We start from the raw sequence: 26,148 nt of genomic DNA, 5'->3' as shown, positions 1-26,148 counted from the left end.
GGATCACCGCTGTCGGGCGAAGTCGTCCGTCGCTTCCTCCTCAGCTGCGTCGGACCGGGTCGAGTCGTCGATGGCCATCGTGAGGAAGAGCAGCAGGACGCCGGTGGTGATGAAGACGTCGGCGAGGTTGAACACCGCGAACCACCCCGGGTCGACGAGGTCCACGACGCTGCCGCCGGTGGCGCGGTCGATCAGGTTGGCCAGGCCACCGCCGACGATGAGCCCCGCGGGGATGGGGCCGCCGAGGTGCCCGCGCCACGCGGCGACGGCCAGCACGAGAACCGCCGTGCCAGTCAGGCCCAGGACCAACGCACGCGGCTGGTCGGCACCGAAGCTGAACGCAACGCCGGTGTTGTAGGCCACCCGCAGGCGGACCACCGCGAGGTCGACCGGTTCGCGCAGCCATCGCAGCGCGGCCAGCTTGGTGCCGGCGTCCAGCGCCACAGCGGTGATCGCGACGGCGAGAAGCCCTCGATGGTGTCGGCTCATGACGCCCGTGCCAGGCGGGTGCCGTTGACGATGACGACGAGCTCCGACAGCTCATGGGCGAGCACCGCCAGTGGCAGCCCGATCACCCCGAACAGCGCGCCTGGGACCAGCACGGCGAGGATGATGAACGACAGCACGAGGTTCTGCCGGACGACGCGGCGGGTCCGCCGCCCGATGCGGATCGCGTCGGTGAGCCTTCCGAGGTCGTCGGCCATCAAGGCGACGTCCGCGGTCTCGATCGCGATGTCACTGCCGGCGGTGCCCATCGCGATGCCCACCGATGCGGTGGCAAGCGGGGGGGCGTCGTTGATCCCGTCGCCGACCATGGCCACATGCCCGAAGCGATCCATCAGGTCCTGCACGTACTCCGCCTTGTCCTGGGGTGACAGGGCTGCGCCGGCCTCGTCGATGCCGACCTGGTCGGCGATGAACCGTGCGGTGCGGGGGTTGTCTCCGGTCAGCATGACCACCCGCTCGATCCCCAGGCGATGCAGTTCCTCCACGGTGCGGGCCGACTGCTCGCGGACCGTGTCGGCGATCGCGAGGATCCCGATCACCTGGTGGGCGTCCGCCAGCACCACGACGGTGCGGCCCTTCGCCTCCAACTCGTCGATCTCTGCGCGCACCGCGGTCAGGTCACATCCTTCGCCCTCGACGAACGCAGGTGAGCCGATGCGGTGGACCGTGCCGTCCACCGTCGCCCGTGCGCCGCCACCGGTGACCGCCTCGAACGCCGTGGCCTCTGGGACCACGAGGCGGCGGTCGTCGGCGGCGGCCAGCACCGCGCGTGCCAGCGGGTGCTCGGAGCGCCGCTCCACCGCCGCAGCCCGCACCAGGACGTCGTCCTCGCTGCCGCCGGCGCCGGTGGCTCGGATGTCGACGACCTCCGGTGCCCCACGGGTGAGGGTGCCGGTCTTGTCCATTGCCACCGCACGCAGCCGTCCCAGCTCCTCCAGGTAGATCCCGCCCTTGATCAGCACGCCCTTGCGGCTGGCGCTGCCGATCGCCGCCACGTAGGTGACGGGGACGGAGATCACCAGCGCGCACGGTGCCGCGGCGACCAGCACCGTCGCCGACCGCAGCAGCCATACGTCCCAGTCCCCCGTCAGCGCCCCACCGACCAGGGCCACAAGGGCACCGACGGCCAGGACCGCTGGCGAGTAGATCCCGGCGAAGCGCTCCATGAACTGCTCGCCACGGCCCTTGCGCTCCTGCGCCTCGCTGACCAGCTTCACGACCTGGGCCAGCGTGTTGTCCGATGCGGTGGCGGTTGCCGTCACCACCAGTGCCCCCTGGGCGTTGGACGTGCCGGCGAACACGCGGTCACCGGCCTGCTTCTCGACCGGAACCGACTCCCCGGTGACCGCCGACTCATCGATCGCGGTCCGTCCCTGCTCGACCATGCCATCGGTCGCCACGTTCTGCCCCGGGCGCACCACGAAGCGGTCGCCGACGACGATGGCGTCAAGCTCGACCTCCTCCTCGGTGCCGTCCGCACGCAGGCGGGTCACCCGCCTGGGCGCGAGGTCCAGCAGCTTGTTGATCGCCGCTCGTGTGCGGTCCTCGGTGAACTCCTCCAGCGCCTCGGAGATGGAGTACAGGAACGCAAGCGATGCGGCCTCGCCCCACTCGCCCAGCAGCCCCGCGACCACCGTGGCGACCGTCATCAGCAGCTCGATGCCGATCTCGTGGTCCTCCCACAGCTCCTCCACCGCCTCGGCGGCGAAGAAGCGGGCGCCGACGACGGTCGCGACCACGTAGATGCCGGTCACCAGCGACGTCGGCGCTCCGGCCAGCCCGGCGACGAAGCCAGCTGCGAGCAGCACGCCTGCGCTCACCGACCACCGGACCGGACGTGACTGCCACGGCCGCTCCACCGTCGGCGGGTCCTGTCGCGTCGTCTGCCCCACGTCGGTCATCACGCGTCCTCCGATGCGGTGTAGTTGTCGCACAGCGCGATCTGCGAACCGGTTGCCGCCAACAGCACCTCGGCGGCGCGCAGCAGCTCCACCACCTCTGGCTGAGCGATCCGGTAGTACACCGCCCGTCCCTCAGGTCTGTCGGCCACCAGCTCGCACTCCTTCAGGCACGCGAGGTGTGCGGACACGTTGGCCTGCGAACACCCGAGCCGCGCCACGAGGTCCTTCACGCGCAGCTCCCCCTCCTCGAGCAGGGCCAACACGATCCCCAAGCGGGTGGGATCGGCGAACCCGCGGAACAGCTTCGCTGCTGTGGCCACCTCCACCGTCGATACCCCGACCGCCATGCCAGATCCTTCCAACCTGGTTCGTACGACCAGGTTTGGATCATAGCGTTTAGCGATGTCATCGCAGAACACCGATGGAACGTCGTCCGCCGCCACGACGACACGACCTCGCGTGACAACCTGCTCCGCCGCGAGGAACAGATGACCTTCAGCGTCGCCTGGGACGTCGTGGAGGGCGTCGTCGGCGTGTTGTTCGTCGTCCTGGCCGCCTACAGCAGCTACGACGCGATCTCCAGGCTCATCCAGGGGGCGGCGCCGGAGTCCAGCATCCTCGGCATGGGCATGGCGGCGGCCGCCATCATGGTCATGCCGCCGCTCACCCTCGCCGAACTCGAGAAGTTGATCCTGCGGATCCGCTGAGCTTCACCTGCTCAGGCTCCTATGTGCAGTGTTCGCCGGTCGGCGGCTCTCCGAGGACGTTGGTGGTCCGGCTCGGACCGGTCACGATCTGGCTGGTGTTGACGTGGACCTCCCCGTCGACGAGCTCGGTGGGGAAGCGGTCCAGGCCGCGCGGTGCAGGGCCGAACCGGTACTCGCCCCAGCGGTTGTACTGGGACCCGTGGCACGGGCACTCGAACCAGTTCGACGATGCACACCACGGCACTCGGCATCCCAGGTGGACGCACTTCTGGTACAGCGCCATCACCGGCGCGCCACCGGTGAGATCGCCGTAGACCCCCTCAGGATCCGCCGCGCGGTCGTAACGCACCATGTACGGACGCCCGGCCGGGTACTCCAGGCGGCCACCGCCCGCATCGATCTCCTCGAGCAGCGCGTCGAGCGGACCGAGGTTGATGTCGGCGCCGAAACCGCTGCCGAGTCGGGGCCACAGGAAGCCGATGCTCGCGAGCCCGAAGGCGCCGAGCGTCCCACCCATGCCGAGCAGCCAGGAGTTGCGCAGGGAAGGTCCGGCGGTCGGGGCCCGACCGACCTTCGCGCCGAACTCTCGGAGGAAGCTGTTGAGTGGTCTGTGTCATCGCCATCCACCTCCGCTCCATCACCAGAGCGAGTCCTGAGCCGCCCAAGAACCTCTGGCACGTAGCAGGGGACGTCCTCTTGTCATCGCCCTGGGCACTACTGCCCACGCCGTCGTTCCCAGCTCAACCACTACTCGCAGTCGTAGTCAACGCTGCCGGGCAGTTCCGGCGCTTGGTCACGACGACGGCAGGTCGTGGAGCCCCCCCTAATCCTCCGCGTAGCCGCGCACCGAGGCCAGCCCCGGATCATCGGCCAGGCCGGCGGACAGCAGGCCGGCGAGCGCCTCGACGGTCGAGTTGGTCGGATCGCCTGCCGGGACCATCAGCCGCGACCCGACGCGGTTCACCGTCCAGAGCCGCCACCGTCCCCGTGAGCGTCCCGACGTCGGAGCGTTCGGGATCACGGTCGTAGCCCACGACGTCGTGACCGGCCCGTCGCAGCCGCTCGGCCATGTTCGCGCCCATCCTGCCGAGCCCGACCATCGCGATCTCCACGTCTGCCGCCCCGTCGTGATCCAGGGTTCTCTGCCCGGGCCTTCAGGGAAGGTGATGACCGGCAAGCCGATGGTTGGTGTCCAGTCCGTGCGGTAGGGTACCGACGATCCAGTGCACGCTACGACGACGAATAGGAGATGCGATGGCGAAGGATCCGGTCTGCAACATGATGGTTGAGGAGGGCGACGCCGTCGCGACGGTAGACCACGACGGCTCGACGTACTACTTCTGCAGCAAGGACTGTGCGGAGGAGTTCGAGGAGAACCCCGAGGACTACACCTGACGCCCAGCCCGTAGACGATGCTGCTCCCACTCGCGGGTGTCCTGACCCTGTTCCTGGGGGCGTCGGCTGCGGTGCTCGTGGGCCGCTGGGTCGACGGCGCACTCGGTCGTGCCCCCCTCTCGGAATCGCAGATTGTCCCGTTCACCGGGGGCCGCGAGCCGCAGACGCATGCATGGAACCGCTACCACGTGCGCTACTACACGATGGCGGTGCTGTTCCTGGCCTTCGACATGGAAATGGTCTTCATGTACCCGTGGGCGGTCGTGTACGTGCAGGAGGGTGTGACCGCGCTCATCGAGATGCTGATGTTCATCGTCATCCTGCTCGTCGGCGTGCTGTACGCATGGCGCGAGGGCGCGCTGTCGTGGCAGTGATGGACGTGGTGCGCCGCTTCGCGGCGGCCGCCCCCGTCCCGGTCTTCGCCCTGCAGGGCAGTGATGCGGGGCCTGCCGGTGACGCCGAACTCCTGCGGTGCGATCCGCGGCTGGAGCTCGTCGACTCCCCCCGCCACGCAACCGTCCTGCTGGTGGCGGGGGCACTGCCGCCGGAGCTCCATGAACCTGCAGCACTCGTGCACGACGCGCTTCCACACCCGCGGGGCACCGTCCGTTGGGGGGATGCGGACGACGGATGGGGGACGCCGTCGGAGTTGCCACCCACGGCGAGCGGAGACGACGTCGCCGCGGCGGTCCTCGAGGTGCACCGTGGCCTCATCGACGGCACCCGGGGCTCGGAACCGCCCCTGATGTCGTCGACCAGTCGTGAGCCCTGGCGTGGCGTCGGGCCCTTCGGTCATGGCGGGTCGGGGATGACCGGCGGGGTGCCACACGGCCGGCCGTTGCCCGATCGCGCCGACGACCTGCGGGACGGTCTGAAGCTGGATGTCCTGTCGGTTCCCGTCGGTCCGTTCTACGCGCCGTTCCCCGTGGGGCTGATGCTCGACGTGGTCCTGCAGGGCGACCTCGTCCAGGAGGTGCACGTCCACGGCAACCCCTTCCTGGCCGTGTCCTCCTCCCCCACCGACGTCTTCGCTCGCGCGGCCACCGAACCGGTGCGGGTCGCCGCCCTGGAGCACGCCCGCGTGGTCCACCACCTGCAGGCCATCGCCCGCACCCTGCGCCTCCTCGGTCTGCACGCCCTCGCGGCACGGATGGTGCAGCACACCGACGGGCCGCCCGAGGCGCTGCTCTCTGCCGGTCCTGGGCTGGTGCGGCTGCTGCGCCGGACCTCAGTGGAACGGTCCCTGCCCCCGTGCGGCACGCTTGTGGACACCGCATGGGACGGGCACGGGTTCGCGGCACGTGCCGCCGGATCCTGCAGGGATGCCCGGTCTGCTGACCCGTCCTACGACAACCTCGGCTTCACCCCGGTGTGTGGCGAAGACGGTGACGTCAGGGCCCGGTGGCGTCAGCGGCTGGCCGAGATCGACCAGTCGATCGCCCTCGCTGCGGCGGCGGGTGCGCGTCTGCACGAACCCGGCTCGGTCGTGGAGAATCCGGCATCGGTCACCGCCGAGCTGCTGCCGGTGTTGCCCGACCTCCTCGTGGGGCTGGAGTGGGGGGATGCCGTCGCGGTCGTGGACAGCCTGGACCTGGACCTGCGCCGCACCGTTCCCGTCGACCAGGCGGCGACGTGATCGGCGTCATCTGGGTCGCTGTCGGCCTGGCCGTCGGGGTCATCGCCTTCGCCGCACTCGATGCAGCCGTCGGCGCGGGGGTGGCCCGCTCCCCCGTCGGTCCTGCGTTGCGACAGCCGTGGCGGCGCGGCGCGCTGCAACTCGTGCAGCAGCGCATCGCCACCGAGCGACCTGATGCGCAGGCATGGGCCGTGGCTCCTGCGCTGCTGCTGGGACTCGCCGCGGTCATGGTCTCGGTCGTGCCGATCGCCCCGGACACCGTGCTGGCGCCGCTGTCCCACGGCATCGTGTTGTTCGGCGCCGCCGCCGCGCTGGTGCTGATCGCGGCGTTCCTGCAGGGCTGGTCCCCCAACAGCCCGTTCCCGATGATCGGGGGCTACCGCATGTTCGCCCAGGCGTTGTCGGCCATGATCCCGTTCGCGTTGGTGCTGATCGGCACGGCCCTTCCTGCAAAGTCTCTCGGCGTCGACGCGATCGTGGTCGATCAGGAGGGCCTGTGGAACGTCGTCCGTCAGCCGCTCGGGCTGCCGATCTACCTGGCAGCGGCGGTCGGCGTGCTGTTCTACGGCCCGCTCGCCACGCCTGCAGGCGCTGACCTGGCAGGCGGGGTGGAGCTCGAGGCATCGGGCGTCCAACTGCTCCTGTGGCGGATCGCCCACCGCGGCGTGGTCGTCGGCGCCTGTGCCGTGGGGGCATCGGTGTTCCTCGGCGGCTGGCACGGGCCCCTCCTGCCGGGCGTGGTGTGGGTGGTCATCAAGACACTCGCGCTGCTCGCCGTCCTGTCAGCGGCCCGTCACCTGCTGCCGCGCGTCAGGATCGAGCGCTACGTCGTCCTGGCGTGGGTGGGGTTGCTGCCGCTGGCGCTGCTCGACGTGTTCCTCACCGGCTGGTGGCTCCTGTGAGCTTCGGTCTGGTGGCCCATGGCATCGGCGTCGTCCTGGGCGCCGTCGCGGTGCTGACGGGTTGGCTGGTGTTCCGCACCGATTCGATGGTCCGCGCCTCGTTCTGGCTGCTGGCGTCCTTCGTCAGCGTCGGCGGGATCCTGGTGCTGCTGAACGCCCGGTTCCTGGGCTTCTCGGTGATGCTGATGATGGCGGGTGAGATGGCCGTGATGGCCATCTTCATGGTGATGCTGATGATGAACCCCGCCGGGCTCAACCCCATGACGATGGTGCACCAGCACACCGTCGCAAAGGTCTCCGGGGTGGTGGCCTTCCTCGCCCTGGCCGTCGTCGGGGTGCTGGTCGACTTCCCCGACCAGCCGGCCACGCAGACGTCGGCTGAGGTCACCGAGCAGCTGGGGATCGAGGAGCTGGGCGACTCGATGCTGGTGTTCCAGACCGCCGGTGCGACGCTGCTGGCCACGATGATCGGATCGATCGCCCTCACCAGCCGCCGCGGCCGCTATGGCAACGCGGAGGAGGGGTCCGCGCCGCCCTCACTGGTACCTCCGGCCGCTGACACGTCGGCGGAGGCGTCATGACGCTGGACGTGCTGATGGTCGTCGCCGCCGCACTCGTGGGTGTCGGCGTGTACGGCGCGATCAGCCAGCAGTCCTTCGTGATGATCATGATGGGCATCGAGCTGATCATCAACGGCGCGCTGCTGGCCGGTGCGGCGCTGTGGGCGCACGCGGCGGGGGGCGTCCCCAAGGGGCAGATGCTCGGGGTGGTCGTCCTGACCGTCATGGCGGTCGAGGCCGCGCTGGGCTTCGCGGTCATGGTGGGCATCTACCGGGTCCGCAAGGCCGACATCACCGAGAAGACGAAGCGGCTCCGCGGGTGATCGCCGCCGCCATCCTGCTGCCGGTGCTGGGCGGCGCCGTTCTGTGGCCACTGGGCGTTCGGATCGCACCTCGCCGTCGGCGGGGGGCGCTCGGGGCCGCCGCCGTCGGCCTCCTGGCCGCCAGCCTCACGGCGGCCGCCGTGGCCGCCGTCACCGACGGCCGACTGGACGTCGTCTGGTCGGCACAACTGTCGTTGACCTTCACCGCCGACGGCGTCGCAGGGATCGTCGCCGTCCTCGTGCCGGCAGTGGCCATCGTGGTCACGGCCTATGCCAGCGTGCACGAGGACGTCGGGGGGTTGCCGCGGCTGCTGGGCCTGATGGTGGCCTTCACCGGCGCCATGCAACTGGTGGTGCTCGCCGCCGACCTGCTCGCCCTCACCATCGGCTGGGAGCTCGTCGCCGTCTGCTCCTGGGCGCTGATCGGCTCGGCTTGGAACTCCCGCGATGCGGTCGGCAAGGCCGCGCACGCCTTCAACGCCACCCGCGTCGGCAGCATCGGCCTGATCGTCGCGGCCGGGGCCGCCTTCGCCACGACCGGATCGTTCGCCTACGACGCCATCGGTGACGTCCCCCGGCCCATGCTCGACGTCGTGGCCGGCGGCGTCCTGCTTGCGGCGATGTCGAAGTCGGCCCAGCTGCCCTTCTCGCCATGGCTGTTCTCAGCCATGGCGGGACCGACGTCGGTGTCGGCGCTGCTGCACTCCGCGACCATGGTCGCTGCGGGAGCCTACGCCCTGATCGTCCTCGGTCCATCGCTTGCGACCGTGGGCTGGTTCGGACCGGTGGTCACGGCGGTCGGGTTGGCCACGGCGCTGATCGGTGGTGTGGTCGCGCTCGGTGAGGTCCACGGCAAGCGGATCCTCGCCGCCTCCACCGCCGCGCAGTACGGGCTGATGTTCACCGCCGTCGGGGTGGGCGCCCCGGGTGCGGCGGTGGCGCACCTCGCCGCCCACGCGTTGCTGAAGTCCCAGCTGTTCCTCGCCATCGGCGTGGGGATGTCGGCGACGGGCACCGGGGACGTGCGTCGCTGGCGGCTGGGCGGCCGCATGCCGACGGTGGCGGTCGCCGCGGCGGTCGGTGCGCTGGCGCTGGCCGCCGCCCCGCCGCTGGGCGCGGCGTGGACCAAGGAGCAGATCGTCGCCGCCACCGTCACCGCCGGCCCGGTCATGGGGGTTCTCGCGTTCCTGGCGGGTCTGCTGTCGGCGGTGTACGCGCTGCGGCTGCACCTGCTGGCGTTCGGCCGCGACCGGGCCGCATCCGTCACGCACCATGCCGGGCCGCATCCACATCGGGTGGAGGTGGTGGTGATCGTCCTGCTGGCGGTGGCCTCCGCAGCCCTCGGGGTGCTGTGGCTGCCCGGGGCTCGTGCGGTCGTCGAGCGGCTGGTCGGCAGCCCGATCGAAGCAGGCCATCTCTGGGAGCTGGCGCTGGCAGTGGGGCTGGTGATCCTCGGCGCTGCGGTCGCGGTGTGGGCGGTCCGGCGGGACGGCGACGTCCTCCCCCACCGCCTGGCCGATGCCGCAGCAGGTTGGTTCGGTGCGACGACGGCGGCTCAGCGCCTGGTCGTCACCCCCGTCCTGGCCTCGGCAGCTGCCGCAGCCCGGTTCGACGATGCCGTCCTGGATCTGCCAGCCCGCCTCGTCGGTCGGGCCGCAGGAGCGCTGACATCGGCGCTCCCGCGGTTCGACGACCGGGTCGTCGACGGCGCCGTCCGCACCGTCGTCGCCGCTGCACGGGCCGCGTCCCGCGGGGTCACCCGGACCTTGGAGCTCGGGGTCGACGGCATCGTGTCCGCCATCGCCGCCGCCACGACCTGGATCGGTGACATCTCCCGTATGGGCGATGACCGCGGCGTCGACGGTGCGGTCGAGGCCATCGCGGAGCGGATCGGCACCGCCGGCACCCAGGCCCGTCGCGTGCAGACGGGTCTGGCCCACCACTACTACGTCATCGCCGTCATCGGGCTGGTCGTCCTGATCGGCGCCCTCCTCGACACCTGACGGCCACACGGAGGCCCATCAGTGCTCACCGCATCCATCCTCATGCCGCTCCTCGGTGCGGTCGCCATGCTCACCCTGCGCCGCACGTCGGAGCCGACGCAGCGCGGGGTCGCCACCGGCATCGCCGCGGTACCGCTGCTGCTGCTGATCGTCGTGTGGACACAGTTCGACGGCAACGGCGGGTTCGAACTCATCGAACAGGCCCCCTGGATCCCCTCCCTCGGAGTGACCTACAAGCTGGGCATCGACGGCATGTCGTTGGTGCTCGCGGTGATGTCGGCGCTGATCTTCGCCGCATCCACGGCGTATCCGACCGACCTGCGCGGCCGCGGGCACGAGTACTACGCCTGGATGCTGTTCCTCGAAGCGGTGTCGCTCGGCGTCTTCCTCGCCCTGGACCTGTTCCTGTTCTACGTCTTCTTCGACCTGTCGCTGGTCGGGATGTACTTCCTGATCGGGGTGTGGGGCCATGGCAACGCTCGGCGGGCGGCGCTGAAGTTCTTCATCTACACCCTCGCCGGGTCGCTGGTGATGCTGCTGGCCATCCTCGCGCTGTACCTGGCGACCGACCCGCGGACCTTCGACATCCCCACCCTCATCGCCAGCCAGCCGTTGGCCGGCAGCGGCCTGCTCGGGGCCCTCGCGTTCTGGGGGTTCGCGATCGGTCTGGGCGTCAAGACCCCGCTGGTCCCGGTGCACACCTGGTTGCCGCCAGCCCACGTCGACGCACCTGCACCGGCCTCCGCGATCCTTGCCGGCGTCCTGCTGAAGCTCGGGACCTACGGCTTCATCCGCATCATGCTGCAGATGATGGGCGAGCAGTACCAGCGGTTCGCCTTCCCCCTCGCCGTCATCGCCGTGGTCTCCATCGTCTACGGGGCCCTGGTCGCCCTCGGCCAACCCAACCTCAAGCGCCGGATCGCCTACACCAGCGTCAACCACATGGGCTACACCATCCTCGGCGTCTCCGCATGCGCCGCAGCCATCGGCCTGGGCGACCGCGATGCCCAGACCCTCGCACTCACCGGCGCGGTGGTGGAGATGGTCGCCCACGGCCTGATCACCGGCGCGCTGTTCCTGATCAGCGGCAGCATCTGGCAGCGGGGCCAGAGCTACGAGATCGCCGACTACGGTGGCCTGGCCGCCCGCGCGCCCCGCATGACCGCGGCCACCGTCGTCGCCGCCTTCGCAAGCCTCGGGCTGCCCGGGCTGGCCGGGTTCATCGCCGAGTTCCAGATCTTCGTCGGCACCTTCGCGGTCTATCCATGGCTCGCAGGCATCGGCCTGCTCGGCGTCGTCATCACCGCAGCGCTGTTCCTGCAGGTCCTCCAGCGCATGTTCCTCGGCGATCTGCCGGACCGGTGGGGCGACTGGACCGACGTGGGCCGTGTCGAGACGGCGTCGCTGGCCGTCCTGTTGGCCCTCGTCATCGTCATCGGCGTCTACCCACGGTGGCTGCTCAGCCCGATCGAGTCCGCGACCCGCGCGATGGGAGGCTGACCGAGCGTGGAGATGGACATGGCAGCGGCGGCCGGCGAGGTCGTCCCGGAGATCGTGCTGCTGGCCGGCGCCGTCGTCGTGCTCATCACCGCACTGTTCACCCCGCGGCGCCTGCAGCACCACGCCCCGTGGCTGTCCCTCATCGTCATCGGCGTCGCCGCCGCGACCACCGTCCCACAGCTCGGCGCCGTCCAGCGGATCGGGTTCTTCGACACCTACGCACTGGACGGCACCGCCGTCGTCGGCAAGCTCATCGTCCTGGCCGTGGCCGCCATCACCGTCGGACTGACCACCGAGTGGTTCCGCAGCGACGACCGGGCCGGCGAGCTGCAGACGATGCTGCTGTTCGCCACCCTCGGTGCGGTGCTGCTGGCCGGCGCAGCCGACCTCATGGAGCTGGTGCTGGGACTGCTGCTGTCCTCCGTCACCGGCTACGTCCTGGCCGCCTACCACCGCCAGTCCAAGGAGTCGGGCGAGGCCGCGATCAAGTACTACCTGCTGGGCGCCCTCACCAACGCCCTGATGCTGGTCGGCGTGGTGCTGCTGTTCGGCCTCGGCACCACCACCACCTACCCCGGGCTGTCACAGACGCTCCCAGGCGCCGATCCGCTCGGGGTGCTGGCCGGCACCGGACTGCTGCTCCTCGGCATGGCGTTCAAGGTCGGCGCCGTGCCCGTGCACCCGTGGGTACCCGATGTCGCCGAGGGCGCGCCCGCACCCGCGGCGGCCTTCCTGCTGACCGCACCGAAGGTCGGCGGGATCATCGCCATCGCCCGCATCGCCGCGCTGCTCGCCGACGCCCCCGTGGGCTGGCGGCCCGCCATCGCCCTCATCGCCGCCGCCACCATGACCCTCGGCAACCTGGCCGCGCTGTGGCAGACCGACGTCCGCCGTCTGCTCGGCTGGTCAGCGGTGTCACAGACCGGCTACGCCCTCATGGCCCCCGTTGCGCTCGGCCGAAGCGACCTCGCCATCCCGTCCCTGCTGCTCTTCCTCGCCGCCTACGCCGCGGCCAACCTCGCCGCCTTCGGCGTCGTCGTGGAGCTCCGCGGCCGCACCGACCTGGCCGACTACGCCGGGCTGGCCCGCACCCGGCCGTGGCTGTTCACCGGGCTCGTCATCGCCTTCCTCTCGATGGTCGGCATCCCCCCGCTCGGCGGGTTCGCGGGCAAGCTCGCGCTGTTCGCCGCCACCATCGACGCCGGCTACACCTGGCTGGCCGTCCTGGCCGTCATCAACTCCGTCATCTCCCTCGCCTACTACGCACGAGTGCTGGGTCCCGGCTACTTCGAGCCCGCGCCGGGACCCGTACCGGTCCTCGGCACGAGTGCGGCGGTCGCCACCGGCATCGCGGTCGTGGCCACCGTCGCAACCGGGGTGGTTGCCGAACCGCTCCTACGGACCTTCACCGACGCACTGCTGCTCCCCTGAACCCACCCGGTTCAACGAGTGCCGCAGCAGATCAGGGTGGCGGCTCCGTCGTGACCGACAAAGAGGTCTCCATCCCCTGCCGGCGGTGGCCCGGCAGCGTGCACCGCAACGTGAGGGCGTCCTCGCCTGCGGTCGTGACCGTGATGGTGGTCGTCCCACCGGGCGGCAGCACGTCGGTGCGCAAGTCGGCGCGGTCCCCAGCGATCCGCAGGTCATGGGCGGTCGCCCCGGCGTTGGTGACCTCCAGTGTGACGGTCCCGTCGACGACACGATCAGCGGAAGTGGCGATCGCGAAGTCGGTCAGTCCGACGGCCAGTGTGTCGGCCGGGGGTCCGTCGGCGGCAACCGTCGACGGGGCGGCAGGGTCACCTGTCGGGGCGCAGGCACTGACGGTGACCGCGAGCAGGACCCACATCGCGAGCTGTCGGTGCCCCCATGTTCTCACTGCGACTCCAGCAGCGATCGTGCCAGGGGGATCCCTGGGTGATCGGCTGGGGCGGCATCCAGGAAGCGCTGCAGGGTCTGGGGTGCGACCGGTGATCCATCAGTGGTCAGGGAGAGTCCGAGCAGCAGCAGCCCGTCGGGATGGTCAGGTGCCTGATCCAGCACCGCCCGCGCCTGGGTGCGCGCCCCACCGCTGTCCCCGACCTGGATGAGCTGGGCGGCCAGGTCCAGCCGAGCCGGGAGGTCCGACGGGTCCTGGTCGACGGCGGCACGCAGCGCGTCGATCTCGGCGGTGGCGTTGGGGCCGGCTGGTGCGGCGACCGGAAGGTTGCCCGTGGGGAGCTCGCCATCGCCACGAGGCGCGAGGTTGATGGCCAACAGGCCGGTCACGAACACGCCGAACGCCACCGTTCCGCCTGCCCATGCAAGCCTCCGACGGACGGGGGCATCGCCCCTGACCGACGTACCGACGATCGCGGCCCGCCCACGCCGCGCCACGGTGGTGGGTGCTGTGGATCCACGGCGCTGCGCGGCGATCGCCGCGGCCACCCGTGTCAGGGCGGCGTGGTGGGCGTCCGAGGTCGCGTCGCCGCCCTCGACGACCTCGGTGGCGAGATCCAGCGCAGCGTCCAGCCGCTCACCGGCGGGGGTCTGCGGCAACGCGAGCCGTCCCTCCCCGTGCAGGGTCACCAGTTCGCTTGCGTGCATGCGATCCGCCGCCGACACCGCGGTGGGACGCCGCCTGGTGAAGGAGACCGCGACGCCTGCGCCTCCGAGGACAGCCATGACGGGTAGGCCCCAGACCAGCCAACCGAGCCCGTCGGTGGACGGCGACAGCAGGATCCACTCGCTGTACCGCGCCACGAAGTAGCCGCGGATCTCCTCAGGCGTGCGGCCTTCGGCGACCTGCTCGGTGATGATCTCGCGCATGCTCACCGCGATCGGCGCGGCGGAGTCGGCCACCGACAGCCCTTGACACGTGGGGCAGCGCAGCGACGCGGCGATCGTCATGACCTGCTGCTCGGGGGTCGCCGTCGGCGAGTCGGTCGCTGCCCACAGCCCCAGGCCGGCTGCGCCGAGCAGGACGAGGACGGCGATGGCGACCAGCAGCGGTCGCGCCATGCGTGAGGACCGGCCGAGAGCGGTCATGGTGCGCCGACCAGTGGACCCACGGCGTCGACGATCCAGCCCTCGGTCAGCTCACCGATCCGCTTGGCCCGGATACGGCCCGCCGTGTCGATCACGAAGGTCTCCGGCACGCCGAAGGTCCCCCACTCCACCGCCCAGCGGCCGTCGGGATCCAGCACGCTCGGGTAGGGCAGTCCTCCCATCTCGTCCATGAACGCACGTGCGTCCTCGACCGTGTCCTGGGTGTTCATGCCGATGAACTGCACGCCGTAGGGTTCCAGCGCCTCAGCGGCGCGGATGAGCAGGGGGTGCTCGCGACGACAGGGCACGCACCACGACGCCCACACGTTGACCACGACCACCTGGCCCGCGTAGTCGGCGATGTCGGCGGTACCGCCGTTCAGGGTCGGACCTGACAACGGCGGTGCAGGCTGGTCCATCAGCACCGTGTCGATGACGGTCGGGTCGCGCCCGAACCCCGTGCTCAGGACCGCGATGCTGCCGAGGACGAGGAGGAGGACGACGACGAGGATCGGCCACCGCCGCCGCCGCGAAGCCAACTCCTCCTCAGCGAGGTCGGTGTCCTCCGGGTCCGTACGCGGGTCCATGCGATCGTCGGTCAGGGCAGTCACGCGCGCACCTCCTCTCGCGGCGGTGCATCGACGAGCACCGGGGCCGGCTCGTGTCGCCGCCGGTCCGGCCAGGCGGCCACCGCCGCACCGGTGACCATGACGCCACCGGAGACCCACAGCCACAGCACCAGTGGACTGATGATGAGGCGGATGGTCGCCTCCGTGCGGTCGTCGTCGACAGAGGACAGCAGCAGGTAGGCATCCTCGACCAGCCCCGTCCGCACCGACGGCGTGCCGATGGCCTGCGCGGCCGCCGGATAGAAGCTGAGCGCCGGTTCGTACACGCCGAGCGCGTCGTCCCCGTCGGCGATCGCGACCTGGGCGCTGATGGTCATCTTCCGGTCGGTGCGCTCTGGCGTGATGGAGTCCAGGGTCGCGGTGTAGCCACCCACACTGAAGGACTCGCCGATCGCGAGCGTCTGCTGCCCGTCCACGCTGTAGGAGGATGACGCGCCGATCGCCACGGCGGCCAGCACCAGCCCCACATGGGTCAGCAGACCGCCGTACAGGCGCCGTCGGCGGACCAGGGTGCGCCACAGCGCCGGCAGCGGGGGCAACCCTGTCGCGGTCCGGGTGGCCTGCCAACCGGTCACGACCCGGTCAGCGATCGTGGCCAGGACGAACACGCCGATGCCGATGGTCAGCAGCGGCGCCACGCCGTCCAGGCCCGACATGCCGAGTGCGGCGACGGTCAGCAGGCCGAGCGCGGCAGGCACCGCCAGACGGCGACCGAGTGCCCGGGGGTCACCGACACCCCAGGGGACCATCGGGCCGACACCCATCAGGATCAACATCACCAGGGCGAGGGGGATGACCATGCGGTCGAAGTAGGGCGCACCGACACTCAACCGGTCGCCGTTGACCGCCTCCACCAGCAACGGGAACACGGTGCCGATCAGCACCGTGACGGCCAGGCCGACCAGGATCACGTTGTTCCCGAGGAACACCGCCTCCCGGGAGACGCCGGCCTCCAGTCGGTCGACCGGACCGAGCCGCTCGGACCGCCACACCAACAGCGCGAGCACACCCACGAGGACGACGGTGAAGAAGCCGAGGAGGGCCGGACCGATCGCGGACTGTGAGAAGGCGTGGACGCTGGCCACGACGCCGCTGCGGGTCAGGAACGTCCCGAGGATGACCAGCAGGAAGGTGGAGGCCGCCAACGACAGGTTCCACACCCGCAGGGTGGCCCGGCGCTCCTGGACCATGACCGAGTGCAGCAGCGCGGTGGTGGTGAACCAGGGCAGGATCGAGGCGTTCTCCACGGGGTCCCAGGCCCAGTAGCCACCCCAGCCGAGCACCTCGTAGGACCACCAGCCGCCCAGCATGATGCCGGCGGTCAGGAACGTCCACGCCGCCAGGGTCCAGCGGCGGGTGGCGACCAGCCACCCGCGTCCGGTCCGCCCGGTGATCAGCGCCGCGACGGCGTAGGCGAAGGGCACCGTCAGGCCGACGTAGCCCAGGTAGAGCAGCGGCGGGTGCACGCCCATGAGGGGATGGTCCTGCAGCAGCGGGTTGGGACCCGGTCCGTCAGCGGGCACGGGTGACACCGGCTGGAAGGCGTTGCCGGCGAACAGGGCCAACCCGAAGAAGAACACGGCCACACCGCAGATGACCGCCATGGCCCATGGGTGCAGCACCGCCGCACGGGGATGCACGTGACGCATGACCAGCACCGCATAGCCCGACAGCACCAGCAGCCACAGCAGCAGCGACCCCTCCAGGGCCGCCCACAGGCTGATCACGGTGTAGTACAGCGGCACCGCCCGTCCCCCGTTCTCGGCGACGTAGCGGACGCTGAAGTCGTGGGTCACCAGTGCGTACACCAGCACCCCGCACGCGATCGCGGCCGAGACCGCCATCGCCACGGTCAGTCGGCGTGCCCGCGGACGTAGCCTGGCGTGGCGCACCCCGAGGATCCACCACCCGGTCGCGGCGATCGCGGCGACGAAACCGAGGGACAGTGCCCCCGTGCCGAGGACGTTGTTCACGGGCGCTCATCCTCCGGAGCCTGGTACTCGCCCTCTGGAGTCTGGTACTCGTCCTCCGGAGCCTGGTACTCGTTGGAGTGCTTGACGATCAGCAGGTCCGAGCGGAACACGCCGTCGGCGTCGAAGGTGCCCTCGACCAGTGCGCCCTGGCCCTCCTGGAACACGCCCGGCGGGTCACCGCGATGCACCACGTCGACGTCGGACGCGCCGTCGGTCAGCACGAACCGGACGTCCGTGCCGTCACGGAGCACCGAGCCGGCCTGCACCAGGCCACCCAGTCGGATCCGTCCATCGGCACCGGACAGGGACGACGCCTCGGCCGGGCTGCGGTAGTACACCAGACTGTCGTCCAACCCCGCCGCGGCCAGCAGGCCGATCGCGGCGAGTGCAGTGACGGCGACGACCAGCAGTCGCGTTCGCGGGCGTGTCATGTTCATCGGTCCACTCCCCTGCCGCTCCACCAGGCGTAGCCCGCCCAGACCGCAGCGGTCAACGCGTAGCCCGCGACCACCCAACTCCATCCGTCCGTCATCGGGTTCTCCCAGCGTTCACGGTCAGCTCCATCAGTGGCGTGTCGTCGAGTTCCATCGGGGCGGCCGCGCGGGCGGTCGCCAACGCCGAGACCCGGCGCGCGTGGACCCACGCGGCGGCCAGGGTGAAGGCCAGCACCCCCGCCAGCAGGGCCGCCAGCATCATCGGCTCGATGGCATCGGCGGGACCGCCGGGGCGCAGCACCGTCGGTGGCTGGTGCAAGGTCCGCCACCAGACCACCGAGTAGTGCACGATCGGGACGTTGACGAACGCCGCGATCCCGACGACCGCCGCCCGTCGTGCGCTGGCATGGGGGTCCGCCGACAGCCCCCGCACCCCCAGGTAGCCGACGTACACCACCAGCAGGACGACGGTGGTGATCAACCGGGGCTCCCACGTCCACCACACACCCCACACCGGTCGGCCCCAGAGGCTTCCCAGCACGATCGCCAGCGCGGTCAGCCCGACACCCAACTCCGCAGCCGACCGAGCATGTCGGTCCCAGCGCAGATCGCGGCGCAGCAGGTAGGCGACGCTCGCGGCCAGCACCCCCGCGAAGGCCAGGTAGGCCACCCATGCCGCCGGCACGTGGACGTACATCAGCCGTTGCGGCTGCCCCTGCACCACATCAGGAGGGGCGACGACGAGGCCGAGCACGGCTGCGGTGGAACCAGCCGCCGCAGCGGTGGCACCCAGGACGGTGGTGGGTCGGATGCGCACGGTCATTCCTCCAGCAGGGTCGGGAACACGGCCCACGCCACGGCGAGGGCCGCAAGGTCGTAGGCCAGGAGCAGCAGTAGCCAGGGGGGGGCGTCGACACCAGGCGTGCTCGCCTGTGTACCGGCGACGAGGGCCGGGAGCCCTGCCGGCAGGACCAGCGCCGTGAGCAGCCCCGTGCCGGTCCGGCCGGCTGCCGCGGCCGTGGTGCCGTACACGACCACGGCACTCGACAGGCCAAGGGTGCCGAGCGCGGCCGCAGGCACCGACGACAGCGCCATCCCGGCACCCAGGACGATGATGCTGAGACCCGCGGCGACGGCCCAGGTGGCCGTCAGCCACACCCACATCGCCGCCAGCTTCCCCCACAGCAGCGGGCCTGGACCGGCCAGGCTGCGCAGCAGGTCCCAGCAGCCGTCCTCGCGCTCGGCCACCGCGACGGTGAGCGACAACGGTGCGGCCAGGAGCAGCACCACCAGCCAGGGCAGGCCGGGGGCGACCACCTGCAGCACCGACGGCGCCGGACCGAAGGCCAGGCCGGCGAGCAGCACGCCGGCCAGGGCGAACGGGACCGCGACACGGGTCAGGTGCCGGCCCGATGCCTCGACTGCGAGCTCCCGTGTGAACACGCTCACCACCTTGCCCGCATCAGTCACCGCTGCCACCCCTCGACGGGGACAACTCGAGATGACCGTCCTGTCGCTCCTCGAGCCAACGACGGTCATGGGTTGCGATCAGGACGGCAGCACCACGGCGGGCGAGGCGGTCGACGACCCCCGCCGCGCACCGTCGTCCGTCGGCGTCCAGATGCGCGTCCGGTTCGTCGAGACAGGCGATCGCCGGGTTGCCGGCAAGGACCGTCGCAAGGGTGACCCGTGTCCGCTGGCCGGCCGACAACTCACCGACCGTGCTCGTGCGCAGGGCTGACAGGCCGGCGAGCTCGATCGCCTCCTCGACGTCACCTCCGCCCAGCGCCGCGGCGACGGCCACCGCCTGCCCGACCGTCTGCGACGCCCTTGCCCCGTCCCCCGCAGCGGCGTAGAGCGCCGGCTCGTCGCCGGTCCTCGCGCCTCCCGACGGCTTCAGCAGCCCCGCGGCGATGCGCAGCAGTGTGGTCTTGCCCGACCCGTTGGGGCCGGTGACGGTGCAGACCGCGCCACGCTGGACCCGCAGGGTGATCGGGGCCAGGGCCAGGACGGGGCCGTATGACCGATAGCAGGCCTGCAGTTCCAGCACGCAGGGTGGCGCGGTGGCACGGGTGGCATCTGCGGCGGAGGAGAGGGACGGGGTGATGGTCATGGTGAGGTGCCTGCCGACGCACATCGGTGGCAGCATCCACTATGCAGCGTCGTAGCCTGCGGTGCCGAAGCCAAACGGGTTTGTGACAGACCGGCTGGACAGGAGAAGCAGATGCGTTGGAGCTCCATAGGTGTCTTGACGCTCGCATTGACCCTCCTGGCGGTGCTTGCAGGGCCGGCGTCGGCGCACTCCTTCCTCGCCACCACTGATCCATCGCAGGGCGCCAGGCTGACCGACGCCCCCGACAGCGTAGCGCTGCAGCTGAGCGAGGCGGTCGCCCCAGGCTCGGTGCAGATCTCGGTGCGTCGATCCGATGGCAGCGAGGTGGTGACGCCGCCGCCGGCGACTCAGTCCGGCAACGCGGTCGTACGCCAACCGCTGCCGGATGTGGGAAGCGGCGTCTACGTCGTGTCGTGGCAGGTCACCTCCGCGGTTGACGGACACGGCTCCGCCGGCGAGCTCGCCTTCGCCGTCGGCACGGACGCCTCGGTCGAGGTGCCGGCAGGGGCAACCGGTGCTCCGGACGCCGATCCTGCCGCCGCGGTGATCGCCTGGGTGTTCTTCGCCGGGCTGGCGGCCGCATCCGGCGGTCTGGCCGTGTCCTACCTGACCGCCGGCAGCGCCAGGGACCATCAGTGGGTACGGGGTGGAGTGCTCGTCGCACTGGTCGCCGTGGTCCTCCGGACGCTCGGGCAGGTCCCGGACGTGGGTGGCGGCCACTGGTCCGCTGCACTGGCGCTGCCTGCTGCCGCACTGCTGCTGGGTCTGGCTGTCTCGCTCGCCCGCACGGGGACGACGGTTCCGTCCGGGCTGATCGTCGCTGCCGCCGCAGCCTGGTCGACGCGCAGCCACAGCGCCGCCGCCTACGGTGCGGCAGGTGCCGCGCTCGATGCCATCCATCTGGTCGCCGCGGCCGCATGGACCGGCGGCCTGGCACAGGTGGTCCGCATCGTGTGGCAGGACCGTCGTGCCGGTCGCGACGTCTGGGTGCAGCCGGTGCGGCGGTACGCCCGGCCAGCCCTGTGGCTTGTCGCCGCGGTCAGCCTCAGCGGCATCGTGCAGGCAGCCCTGCTGCTGGCCGGTTGGCAGGCCGTGTGGTCCACGACCTACGGGCAGGTGCTGATCGTCAAGACGGTGCTGCTGGTCGCCGCCGTCTCCGCTGCGGCCGTCGCCCGGTTGCGCGCGCTACCTGGTGGCCAGCCGACGCTGCTGCGTCGGGTCACCGCGGCGGAGCTCTCACTGCTGGCCGGTGTCCTTGGCGCCGCCGCGCTGCTGGTCACCACGACGCCACCCACGCCGACCGTTGCAGTGGATTCCCTCCTCGGACCCCCGCCCATCGACGGACCCACCGTCCGCGCGATGGATCTGGCAGGCTCCCTCACCGTCGACATCGCTGCTGGCAAGGACCGCCTGGATGTGTCGGTGATCAGTCCGAGCGGCGGGGTCGAGGACGCCTCCGTCGAGATCGTCGCAGTGCGTCCGGATGGCACGACCAGCGAGCTGCACCCCCGGCCGTGCGGACCGGGTTGCTTCACCCAGGAGTGGGCGCTGCCTGCGGGTGAGACCCGGCTGCAGGTCACCGCTGCGGCGCCGGGGTGGACGGGCGGTCGTATGGAGGCCGATCTGGGGTGGCCGCCACCGACCGCAGCGCCTGACCGGTTCGAGGCGATGGTGCAGGCGATGCGAGGCGTGGACCGGGTGACGCTGACCGAGTCCGTCAGCAGCGACTCGACCAGCGACACCACCGGTGCCACAGACGCCACGATGACCGGCGAGGCGTTCGTCGACCTCATGCCGTGGGCGGGTGGCGGGGTCGTGGACGTCAGACCCGTCGAGGGCCGCACCGACGCCTTCACCTTCTACCTCCCCGGCTCGCGGATGTACTTCGAGGTGGTCACCGGACCCGACGGCCGTCTGCGCCACCAGCGCATGGTCAACCCCGGCCACGAGATCGGGTACAGGTTCGACTACGGACCGCCCGCGTCCACGTCATCCCCGACCGAACAGGACCGCACGCCATGATCGCCCTGCTCCGCCGTCTCATCGCCCTCATCCAGCAGGTGGCGCAGGCCAACCGGCTGGTGCCCGACCTGGTCCACCGGCTGTACGGCCGGTTCTCCCTGGTCGGCACCGAGCCGTTCCTGGACCGCGACCAGTTCGACTGGACCCACCTGCTGGAGTCCCACTACCCGGCGATCCGCGAGGAGGCCGAGCAGGTCCTGCGCGTCCGCGACGCCCTGCCCAACTTCCAGGACATCGCCCCGGATGACATCCAGCTGAGCGATGACGACCGCTGGAAGACCTACTGGTTCGTCGGCTACGACCTGTGGGACGACGCCAACTGCATCCGAAGCCCCCGCACCGCCGCGGTGCTACGTGCCATACCGGGCATGACGACCGCGTTCTTCTCCATCCTTGCGCCCGGCAAGGACCTGCCGCCCCACGTGGGCCCCTACCGGGGGGTGCTGCGCCACCACCTGGCCCTGATCGTCCCCGAGCCGGCCGAGCAGGCCGGCATCGAGGTCGGCGGAGAGGTGCGCCATTGGGAGGAGGGCCGGTCGCTGACGTTCGACGACACGTACGTCCATCGGGCGTGGAACGACACCGACGGCGTGCGGGTGGTGCTGTTCTGCGACATCGTCCGGCCGCTGCGGTGGCCGCTGTCGTGGCTGAACCGGCTGATCATCACCTCCGTCGCCCGGTCCCCGTTCATCAAGCGGGCCCGTGCCCAGCACGTCGCGAGGGAGCAGGCGTTCGCCGCCCAGTGGGCCGAGCACGCCGAGGTCGGCCGCCCGTGACGCGCGCCGGGATGACCCTCGTCGTCCTCGCCGTCGTGCTGGCCGGATGCGCCACCCCGGACGGCGGGCCCAGCGGCGCGGAGGCCGCGGCGGTCGAGCGGGGGGAGGCCATCTATGCGGCCAACTGCATGAGCTGCCACGGCGGGGCGCAGGGCGGTGCGATCGCTGACATCCCACCCCGACACAACGCGCAGGGCCACACGTGGCACCACGCCGAGTGCGAGCTGCTCGGCATCATCGCCGAGGGCCTGCCCGATCGTCCCGGTCTTCCCGAGGGCACCCCGACGATGCCGGCCTTCGCCGACGACCTCGACGCCGAGGACCGCCGGGCGGTGCTGGCCTACATCACCACCTGGTGGACGCCCGACCAGCTGGCATCGCAGCAGCAGACCACCCAGCAGGTCTGCGCCGACGACGGCTGAGCTTCACCACGAGGCGACGTCGACCTCGCGAAGCGGGCACAGCAGCGCGATCTCCGGCACTTCGCGGATCTGCTCGATCGTGGTGGGGATGGCCGGTGCGACCAGCAGCGCGACCGTCGTCACCCCGACCGCGAGGACGAGCGCAGCGACCGCCATGCGGGGGCGGTCCAACGACGCCGCCAGCCAGGCCAACAGGGTCAGCGCGAACACGCCGAGCATCGTGACAAGCGGTGCGGGGATCAGGTGCAGGGCGATGTGGAAGGCGAAGGCGTCCATCCACAGGGCGTGGAGGATCCCTGCGGACAGGAAGAGGGCGTCGGGGAAGGCGGAGTAGACGTGCCCGGCCAAGCCCGGTCCCCACACCGCGGCGGGACGGCGCCGACGGAGCAGCGCCCACCCCGTCGTCGCGGCCACCCCGATCGCTGCACCGAACAGGCCGTGCAGCCAGAAGTGGAACTCGGCACCGAGTGCCCGGTAGCGCCAGTACAAGTAGCCCTCGACCGCCACGACCACCACGGCAGTGATGACGTGCCTCACCGGGCGGCGTCCAACAGCACGGCGATCTCCTCAGTGTGGGCGGCGGGTGCGGGGTCGAAGGTCCGGTACCGCAACGTGCCCATGGCATCCACGACCGCGTAGCCAGGACCGATCCGGCCCTCCGCGGTGAGCAGGCCGTAGCGCCGTGCGACGTCGGGGTCGTCGGTGACGCGGACGTGCGCGTCCACGTCCGGTGCCTGGCAGTCCTCACACACCACGACCAGGGCGGGCCGGCCGGGCTGCAGCTCGAGCTGTTCGGCCAGCGGCGCGGGCTGGTCGAGGTAGAACAGGTCGAACTGCTGCAGGGCGTGGACCGGGTCGTGCAGCCCATGTGCCGACGAGGTCAGGTAGACCACCACGCCGGCGACGGTGATGGCCAGCACGACGACGACGGACACCGCTGCCTTGGTTGCGCTGCGGACAGGCGGGGCGTCGCCGGTCAGGCCGGCGGTGCGGTCTGCCACGTCGACCCGCCGTCGGTGCTCACGTGCAGCTGCCGGGGCTCCTCGGTGACCAGCCAGAGCCGGTCCTGGGCGCCAGCGGCGATCGCCACCGGCTGTCCAGCGACGTCAGGCGGGCCCACCACGGACCACGTCTGCCCGCCGTCCACGCTCTCCTGCACCCCCACGCTGGTCAGGGCGACCACCCGATCGGGGTCATCCGGGTCGGCGGTCAACGAGCCCACACCCGCCTCATCCACCACGGTGAAGGTCCGGGCGCCATCGGCGGATCGCGCCAGCCCGCTCTGCCCGCCGCCGGCCAGGATCACGTCGGGGTCCTCGGGGTCGACCAGCAGCGCGAAGGTGTCCGCGCCGACCGTCTGGCCGGCCCCGGCCCGGGCCTCCCACGTCTCACCCGCGTCGGTGCTGACGAACACGCCGAAGCCGACCACGAACGCATACACCGTGTCCGGATCGCTGGCGGACTGCGCGAACGCGTGGATGTCCAGCGACGGCAGGTCCGCCGGCGCGAGCGGCTCGAACGTGGCACCGCCATCACGGCTGCGCTGCAGCACATCGTGACCGGCCACGAACAGCAGTCCGTCAGGATCCTGCGCCCCCAGCGACATCGCGTCCTGCCCCTCCAGGCCAGCCAGGTCCCATGAGGCCCCCTGGTCCTCGCTGCGGTACAGCGCGCCGTGCAGTCCCAGCAGCAGGTCACTGTCGGCCACCTCCTGCAGGGCGTGGACGTGATCACCTGCAGGCATGGCGGACTCGGCGGCAGGATCGCTGCAGCCGGCCAGGACCGACGCGCCGAGCAGGAGGCCGATCACGCTGCGGCGCATCGCATGGCCTCGACGGTCAGCGATGTCTGTACTACAGGTCATAGGGTTCACACCGACACTGTAGTCTGGGAAACCCACGACCACCGTCGGACCACCCGTAGGAGAGGATCCCGTACCATGGCTGCAGGCACAGACTCCCCGGAACTCGGTTCGCTCGAGGCCAAGATCATGCGGGTCGCCTGGGACGACGCGGGTCAGTACCTGCAGGTTCGTGACGTGATGTCCCGGCTCGAGGACGATCTCGCCTACACCACGGTGATGACCGTGATGAACCGACTGCACGACAAGGGGCTGCTCCGGCGGCGTCGGGCTGGGCGGGCATGGACCTACAAGCCGTCGTCGACGCGTGAGGCCCACGCGGCGGCCACGATGGCCGATGCGCTGTCGGTCGCGGGCAACCGGACCGCGGCCCTGCTGCACTTCGTCGCGGATCTCGATCCGGACGAGGCTACAGCGCTACGCCGACTTCTCGGCGGCGCCGCGGAACAGCAGGGCAAGGGCTCGGCATGATCCACGCGGCCATGCTCACGGCCATGGGCCTCGGAATGCTGGCCTGGCGGCCCTGCCGTGACCTCGAGGCACGCGCTCCCCGCGCCGCCGTCTCGATGCTGCTGCTCTCGACCGCCGCCGTGTGGGTCGGCTCGCTGGGACTGGTCGTAGAGGTCATCACCGACGCAGCCGGCCCGGCGGGCACCCTGGTGGCCGCCTGTGGCACGGTGCTGCGCGACCTGCTGACCGGAGGACTCGGGTGGTGGCAGTCGTCGCTGCTGCTCGCATGGGTCGTGCTGCTGCCTGGTCGGGGCCTGTGGTGCGTTGCGAACGATGTCATCGGCTCGCGCCGGCTCCTCCGGCGTGTCCGCAAGGCCCCGGCGGTGACGCCGGACGTGGAACCCCCTGCTGCCGGGGCCGCCCGTCGGCCACGCCGGTTGGCCGTCCTCGTCGACGATCTGGGGACACCGGCGGTCACCGTGGGACTGCTCAACCCCGTGGTGGCGGTCGATGCCGCGTTCTGGGCTGATGCGGACCCCACCGAGCGCAGCGTCGTCCTGGCGCACGAGCAGTCCCACCAGCGCGGTCGGCACGGCGTGGTGGACGCCGCCACACGACTCCTGGTCGCAGGGCTTGCCCCGCTGCCGTTCGTCCGCCACGCCGGCGACTGCGTCAGGCGGCACCTCGAGGCGCTGGCCGATGATGCCGCGGTGCGACGCCACGATCCCCGACTCGTCGGCGTGACCCTGGGTCAGGTCGCACTCGCGGCCAGGCCCGGACATGGATTGGGTGCATCCGGTGACGCGGTCTGGCGGGTGCAGCGTCTGATCGCCCCCAGCCCCACCGCATCATGGCGCGACCACGCCATCCTGGGCGCGTCCACGGCGACCATGGCCGGGACGCTGGTCCTGGGGGCCGTGGACACCGCAGGTGCCGTCCCCCTCCTGTTGACACCGAGCTTCTGCCCGCTGTAGATCCGGCAGCCCGATGTGCTACTACTGGACGTAGCA

At 71.0% G+C, this 26,148-nt stretch carries 31 protein-coding genes; 15 read left to right on the top strand and 16 right to left on the bottom strand.

Going from position 1 to position 26,148, the window contains the following annotated elements; all coding sequences use genetic code 11:
* Window positions 1-3 precede the first annotated feature (3 nt).
* From lspA to DVS28_RS12200, 3 genes are read right to left on the bottom strand one after another with little or no spacing between them, the layout of a single operon-like run.
* Complete coding sequence (gene lspA / locus DVS28_RS12210) at window positions 4-489, bottom strand: signal peptidase II (protein WP_114591698.1); 486 nt, start codon at window positions 487-489, stop codon at window positions 4-6.
* On the bottom strand, window positions 486-2,408 hold the full coding sequence (locus DVS28_RS12205; RefSeq protein ID WP_114591697.1) for a heavy metal translocating P-type ATPase: 1,923 nt from the start codon (window positions 2,406-2,408) through the stop codon (window positions 486-488). Before DVS28_RS12205 ends, lspA begins: the two co-directional genes overlap by 4 nt.
* Window positions 2,408-2,755, bottom strand: coding sequence for an ArsR/SmtB family transcription factor (locus DVS28_RS12200; RefSeq protein ID WP_114591696.1), 348 nt, complete (start codon window positions 2,753-2,755; stop codon window positions 2,408-2,410). Before DVS28_RS12200 ends, DVS28_RS12205 begins: the two co-directional genes overlap by 1 nt.
* 141 nt (window positions 2,756-2,896) lie before the next feature.
* Here DVS28_RS12200 and DVS28_RS12195 point away from each other — a divergent pair, with 141 nt between their 5' ends.
* Window positions 2,897-3,115, top strand: a complete 219-nt coding sequence (locus tag DVS28_RS12195) for a hypothetical protein (protein WP_114591695.1) — start codon at window positions 2,897-2,899, stop codon at window positions 3,113-3,115.
* A gap of 19 nt (window positions 3,116-3,134) precedes the next feature.
* Here the strand turns inward: DVS28_RS12195 and DVS28_RS12190 are convergent, their stop codons facing one another.
* On the bottom strand, window positions 3,135-3,632 hold the full coding sequence (locus DVS28_RS12190) for a QcrA and Rieske domain-containing protein (RefSeq protein ID WP_114591694.1): 498 nt from the start codon (window positions 3,630-3,632) through the stop codon (window positions 3,135-3,137).
* Window positions 3,633-3,938: 306 nt separating this feature from the next.
* Entirely contained in the window at window positions 3,939-4,079 is a 141-nt protein-coding gene (locus DVS28_RS29590) for a hypothetical protein (protein ID WP_245973601.1), read from the bottom strand.
* Window positions 4,080-4,369: 290 nt separating this feature from the next.
* Between DVS28_RS29590 and DVS28_RS12180 the strand changes: the two genes are divergently transcribed.
* The 9 genes from DVS28_RS12180 to DVS28_RS12140 are packed head-to-tail and all read left to right on the top strand — an operon-like array spanning window position 4,370 to window position 12,865.
* The gene (locus DVS28_RS12180; RefSeq protein WP_108665427.1) at window positions 4,370-4,510 is read left to right on the top strand and encodes a YHS domain-containing protein; all 141 of its coding nucleotides are present in this window, start codon (window positions 4,370-4,372) and stop codon (window positions 4,508-4,510) included.
* 17 nt (window positions 4,511-4,527) lie between these two features.
* The gene (locus DVS28_RS12175) at window positions 4,528-4,884 is read left to right on the top strand and encodes an NADH-quinone oxidoreductase subunit A (protein ID WP_114591693.1); all 357 of its coding nucleotides are present in this window, start codon (window positions 4,528-4,530) and stop codon (window positions 4,882-4,884) included.
* Window positions 4,884-6,146, top strand: coding sequence for an NADH-quinone oxidoreductase subunit D-related protein (locus DVS28_RS12170; RefSeq protein ID WP_114591692.1), 1,263 nt, complete (start codon window positions 4,884-4,886; stop codon window positions 6,144-6,146). Before DVS28_RS12175 ends, DVS28_RS12170 begins: the two co-directional genes overlap by 1 nt.
* Complete coding sequence (locus DVS28_RS12165) at window positions 6,143-7,048, top strand: NADH-quinone oxidoreductase subunit H (RefSeq protein ID WP_164710435.1); 906 nt, start codon at window positions 6,143-6,145, stop codon at window positions 7,046-7,048. The genes DVS28_RS12170 and DVS28_RS12165 overlap by 4 nt, the downstream gene beginning before the upstream one ends.
* Complete coding sequence (locus DVS28_RS12160; RefSeq protein WP_216826589.1) at window positions 7,045-7,629, top strand: NADH-quinone oxidoreductase subunit J family protein; 585 nt, start codon at window positions 7,045-7,047, stop codon at window positions 7,627-7,629. The genes DVS28_RS12165 and DVS28_RS12160 overlap by 4 nt, the downstream gene beginning before the upstream one ends.
* Complete coding sequence (locus DVS28_RS12155; protein ID WP_108665343.1) at window positions 7,626-7,931, top strand: NADH-quinone oxidoreductase subunit NuoK; 306 nt, start codon at window positions 7,626-7,628, stop codon at window positions 7,929-7,931. Before DVS28_RS12160 ends, DVS28_RS12155 begins: the two co-directional genes overlap by 4 nt.
* Complete coding sequence (locus DVS28_RS12150) at window positions 7,928-9,934, top strand: proton-conducting transporter transmembrane domain-containing protein (protein WP_114591690.1); 2,007 nt, start codon at window positions 7,928-7,930, stop codon at window positions 9,932-9,934. The genes DVS28_RS12155 and DVS28_RS12150 overlap by 4 nt, the downstream gene beginning before the upstream one ends.
* Before the next feature lie 21 nt (window positions 9,935-9,955).
* Window positions 9,956-11,434: a complex I subunit 4 family protein gene (locus DVS28_RS12145; RefSeq protein ID WP_164710434.1), complete on the top strand. Its 1,479-nt coding sequence runs from the start codon at window positions 9,956-9,958 to the stop codon at window positions 11,432-11,434.
* A gap of 12 nt (window positions 11,435-11,446) precedes the next feature.
* Window positions 11,447-12,865 (top strand): NADH-quinone oxidoreductase subunit N, encoded by a 1,419-nt coding sequence (locus DVS28_RS12140; RefSeq protein WP_245973627.1) that lies wholly within the window; start codon window positions 11,447-11,449, stop codon window positions 12,863-12,865.
* 31 nt (window positions 12,866-12,896) lie between these two features.
* Here the strand turns inward: DVS28_RS12140 and DVS28_RS12135 are convergent, their stop codons facing one another.
* From DVS28_RS12135 to DVS28_RS12100, 8 genes are all read right to left on the bottom strand, one after another.
* Window positions 12,897-13,310, bottom strand: a complete 414-nt coding sequence (locus DVS28_RS12135; RefSeq protein ID WP_216826587.1) for a hypothetical protein — start codon at window positions 13,308-13,310, stop codon at window positions 12,897-12,899.
* Entirely contained in the window at window positions 13,307-14,458 is a 1,152-nt protein-coding gene (locus tag DVS28_RS12130; RefSeq protein WP_114591688.1) for a tetratricopeptide repeat protein, read from the bottom strand. Before DVS28_RS12130 ends, DVS28_RS12135 begins: the two co-directional genes overlap by 4 nt.
* Entirely contained in the window at window positions 14,455-15,069 is a 615-nt protein-coding gene (locus tag DVS28_RS12125) for a TlpA family protein disulfide reductase (protein WP_114591687.1), read from the bottom strand. The genes DVS28_RS12130 and DVS28_RS12125 overlap by 4 nt, the downstream gene beginning before the upstream one ends.
* On the bottom strand, window positions 15,066-17,060 hold the full coding sequence (locus DVS28_RS12120; protein WP_114591686.1) for a heme lyase CcmF/NrfE family subunit: 1,995 nt from the start codon (window positions 17,058-17,060) through the stop codon (window positions 15,066-15,068). The genes DVS28_RS12125 and DVS28_RS12120 overlap by 4 nt, the downstream gene beginning before the upstream one ends.
* A complete protein-coding gene (locus DVS28_RS12115; protein WP_216826586.1) occupies window positions 17,057-17,497 on the bottom strand; it encodes a cytochrome c maturation protein CcmE in 441 nt (146 codons plus the stop codon). The genes DVS28_RS12120 and DVS28_RS12115 overlap by 4 nt, the downstream gene beginning before the upstream one ends.
* Window positions 17,498-17,588: 91 nt before the next feature.
* Window positions 17,589-18,317 (bottom strand): cytochrome c biogenesis protein CcsA, encoded by a 729-nt coding sequence (gene ccsA / locus DVS28_RS12110; RefSeq protein WP_114591684.1) that lies wholly within the window; start codon window positions 18,315-18,317, stop codon window positions 17,589-17,591.
* Entirely contained in the window at window positions 18,314-18,937 is a 624-nt protein-coding gene (locus DVS28_RS12105) for a heme exporter protein CcmB (RefSeq protein WP_164710432.1), read from the bottom strand. The genes ccsA and DVS28_RS12105 overlap by 4 nt, the downstream gene beginning before the upstream one ends.
* A gap of 19 nt (window positions 18,938-18,956) precedes the next feature.
* Window positions 18,957-19,607: an ABC transporter ATP-binding protein gene (locus DVS28_RS12100; protein ID WP_164710431.1), complete on the bottom strand. Its 651-nt coding sequence runs from the start codon at window positions 19,605-19,607 to the stop codon at window positions 18,957-18,959.
* A gap of 135 nt (window positions 19,608-19,742) precedes the next feature.
* Here DVS28_RS12100 and DVS28_RS12095 point away from each other — a divergent pair, with 135 nt between their 5' ends.
* The 3 genes from DVS28_RS12095 to DVS28_RS12085 are packed head-to-tail and all read left to right on the top strand — an operon-like array spanning window position 19,743 to window position 22,827.
* On the top strand, window positions 19,743-21,629 hold the full coding sequence (locus tag DVS28_RS12095; protein WP_164710430.1) for a copper resistance CopC/CopD family protein: 1,887 nt from the start codon (window positions 19,743-19,745) through the stop codon (window positions 21,627-21,629).
* Complete coding sequence (locus tag DVS28_RS12090) at window positions 21,626-22,405, top strand: aspartyl/asparaginyl beta-hydroxylase domain-containing protein (RefSeq protein WP_114591680.1); 780 nt, start codon at window positions 21,626-21,628, stop codon at window positions 22,403-22,405. The genes DVS28_RS12095 and DVS28_RS12090 overlap by 4 nt, the downstream gene beginning before the upstream one ends.
* A complete protein-coding gene (locus tag DVS28_RS12085) occupies window positions 22,402-22,827 on the top strand; it encodes a c-type cytochrome (RefSeq protein WP_164710429.1) in 426 nt (141 codons plus the stop codon). The genes DVS28_RS12090 and DVS28_RS12085 overlap by 4 nt, the downstream gene beginning before the upstream one ends.
* 3 nt (window positions 22,828-22,830) lie before the next feature.
* Here DVS28_RS12085 and DVS28_RS12080 read toward each other — a convergent pair whose 3' ends face one another.
* The 3 genes from DVS28_RS12080 to DVS28_RS12070 are packed head-to-tail and all read right to left on the bottom strand — an operon-like array spanning window position 22,831 to window position 24,649.
* A complete protein-coding gene (locus DVS28_RS12080; RefSeq protein ID WP_114591678.1) occupies window positions 22,831-23,364 on the bottom strand; it encodes a hypothetical protein in 534 nt (177 codons plus the stop codon).
* Entirely contained in the window at window positions 23,361-23,828 is a 468-nt protein-coding gene (locus tag DVS28_RS12075) for a hypothetical protein (protein WP_114591677.1), read from the bottom strand. The genes DVS28_RS12080 and DVS28_RS12075 overlap by 4 nt, the downstream gene beginning before the upstream one ends.
* Entirely contained in the window at window positions 23,804-24,649 is an 846-nt protein-coding gene (locus DVS28_RS12070) for a WD40/YVTN/BNR-like repeat-containing protein (protein ID WP_164710428.1), read from the bottom strand. The genes DVS28_RS12075 and DVS28_RS12070 overlap by 25 nt, the downstream gene beginning before the upstream one ends.
* 117 nt (window positions 24,650-24,766) lie before the next feature.
* On the opposite strand from DVS28_RS12070, the gene DVS28_RS12065 reads away from it, so the two are divergent.
* On the top strand, window positions 24,767-25,159 hold the full coding sequence (locus DVS28_RS12065) for a BlaI/MecI/CopY family transcriptional regulator (protein ID WP_114591675.1): 393 nt from the start codon (window positions 24,767-24,769) through the stop codon (window positions 25,157-25,159).
* A complete protein-coding gene (locus tag DVS28_RS12060) occupies window positions 25,156-26,112 on the top strand; it encodes a M48 family metalloprotease (RefSeq protein ID WP_114591674.1) in 957 nt (318 codons plus the stop codon). The genes DVS28_RS12065 and DVS28_RS12060 overlap by 4 nt, the downstream gene beginning before the upstream one ends.
* The last annotated feature ends 36 nt before the right edge of the window (window positions 26,113-26,148 follow it).

The organism is Euzebya pacifica, assembly GCF_003344865.1.
In the GTDB taxonomy this organism is placed as follows: Bacteria; Actinomycetota; Nitriliruptoria; order Euzebyales; family Euzebyaceae; genus Euzebya; species Euzebya pacifica.
The sequence above is the reverse complement of the archived record's forward strand: the minus strand, read 5'-3'. Positions and strand labels throughout refer to the sequence as shown.

What these genes read in the sequence shown, in the direction of transcription:
- lspA (WP_114591698.1), bottom strand. Translation starts at nt 489, where the DNA reads ATGAGCCGACACCATCGAGGGCTTCTCGCCGTCGCGATCACCGCTGTG.
- DVS28_RS12205 (WP_114591697.1), bottom strand. Translation starts at nt 2,408, where the DNA reads ATGACCGACGTGGGGCAGACGACGCGACAGGACCCGCCGACGGTGGAG.
- DVS28_RS12200 (WP_114591696.1), bottom strand. Translation starts at nt 2,755, where the DNA reads ATGGCGGTCGGGGTATCGACGGTGGAGGTGGCCACAGCAGCGAAGCTG.
- DVS28_RS12195 (WP_114591695.1), top strand. Translation starts at nt 2,897, where the DNA reads ATGACCTTCAGCGTCGCCTGGGACGTCGTGGAGGGCGTCGTCGGCGTG.
- DVS28_RS12190 (WP_114591694.1), bottom strand. Translation starts at nt 3,632, where the DNA reads ATGGGTGGGACGCTCGGCGCCTTCGGGCTCGCGAGCATCGGCTTCCTG.
- DVS28_RS12180 (WP_108665427.1), top strand. Translation starts at nt 4,370, where the DNA reads ATGGCGAAGGATCCGGTCTGCAACATGATGGTTGAGGAGGGCGACGCC.
- DVS28_RS12175 (WP_114591693.1), top strand. Translation starts at nt 4,528, where the DNA reads ATGCTGCTCCCACTCGCGGGTGTCCTGACCCTGTTCCTGGGGGCGTCG.
- DVS28_RS12170 (WP_114591692.1), top strand. Translation starts at nt 4,884, where the DNA reads ATGGACGTGGTGCGCCGCTTCGCGGCGGCCGCCCCCGTCCCGGTCTTC.
- DVS28_RS12155 (WP_108665343.1), top strand. Translation starts at nt 7,626, where the DNA reads ATGACGCTGGACGTGCTGATGGTCGTCGCCGCCGCACTCGTGGGTGTC.
- DVS28_RS12140 (WP_245973627.1), top strand. Translation starts at nt 11,447, where the DNA reads ATGGACATGGCAGCGGCGGCCGGCGAGGTCGTCCCGGAGATCGTGCTG.
- DVS28_RS12130 (WP_114591688.1), bottom strand. Translation starts at nt 14,458, where the DNA reads ATGACCGCTCTCGGCCGGTCCTCACGCATGGCGCGACCGCTGCTGGTC.
- DVS28_RS12115 (WP_216826586.1), bottom strand. Translation starts at nt 17,497, where the DNA reads ATGAACATGACACGCCCGCGAACGCGACTGCTGGTCGTCGCCGTCACT.
- ccsA (WP_114591684.1), bottom strand. Translation starts at nt 18,317, where the DNA reads ATGACCGTGCGCATCCGACCCACCACCGTCCTGGGTGCCACCGCTGCG.
- DVS28_RS12100 (WP_164710431.1), bottom strand. Translation starts at nt 19,607, where the DNA reads ATGACCATCACCCCGTCCCTCTCCTCCGCCGCAGATGCCACCCGTGCC.
- DVS28_RS12090 (WP_114591680.1), top strand. Translation starts at nt 21,626, where the DNA reads ATGATCGCCCTGCTCCGCCGTCTCATCGCCCTCATCCAGCAGGTGGCG.
- DVS28_RS12070 (WP_164710428.1), bottom strand. Translation starts at nt 24,649, where the DNA reads ATGCGCCGCAGCGTGATCGGCCTCCTGCTCGGCGCGTCGGTCCTGGCC.
- DVS28_RS12065 (WP_114591675.1), top strand. Translation starts at nt 24,767, where the DNA reads ATGGCTGCAGGCACAGACTCCCCGGAACTCGGTTCGCTCGAGGCCAAG.
- DVS28_RS12060 (WP_114591674.1), top strand. Translation starts at nt 25,156, where the DNA reads ATGATCCACGCGGCCATGCTCACGGCCATGGGCCTCGGAATGCTGGCC.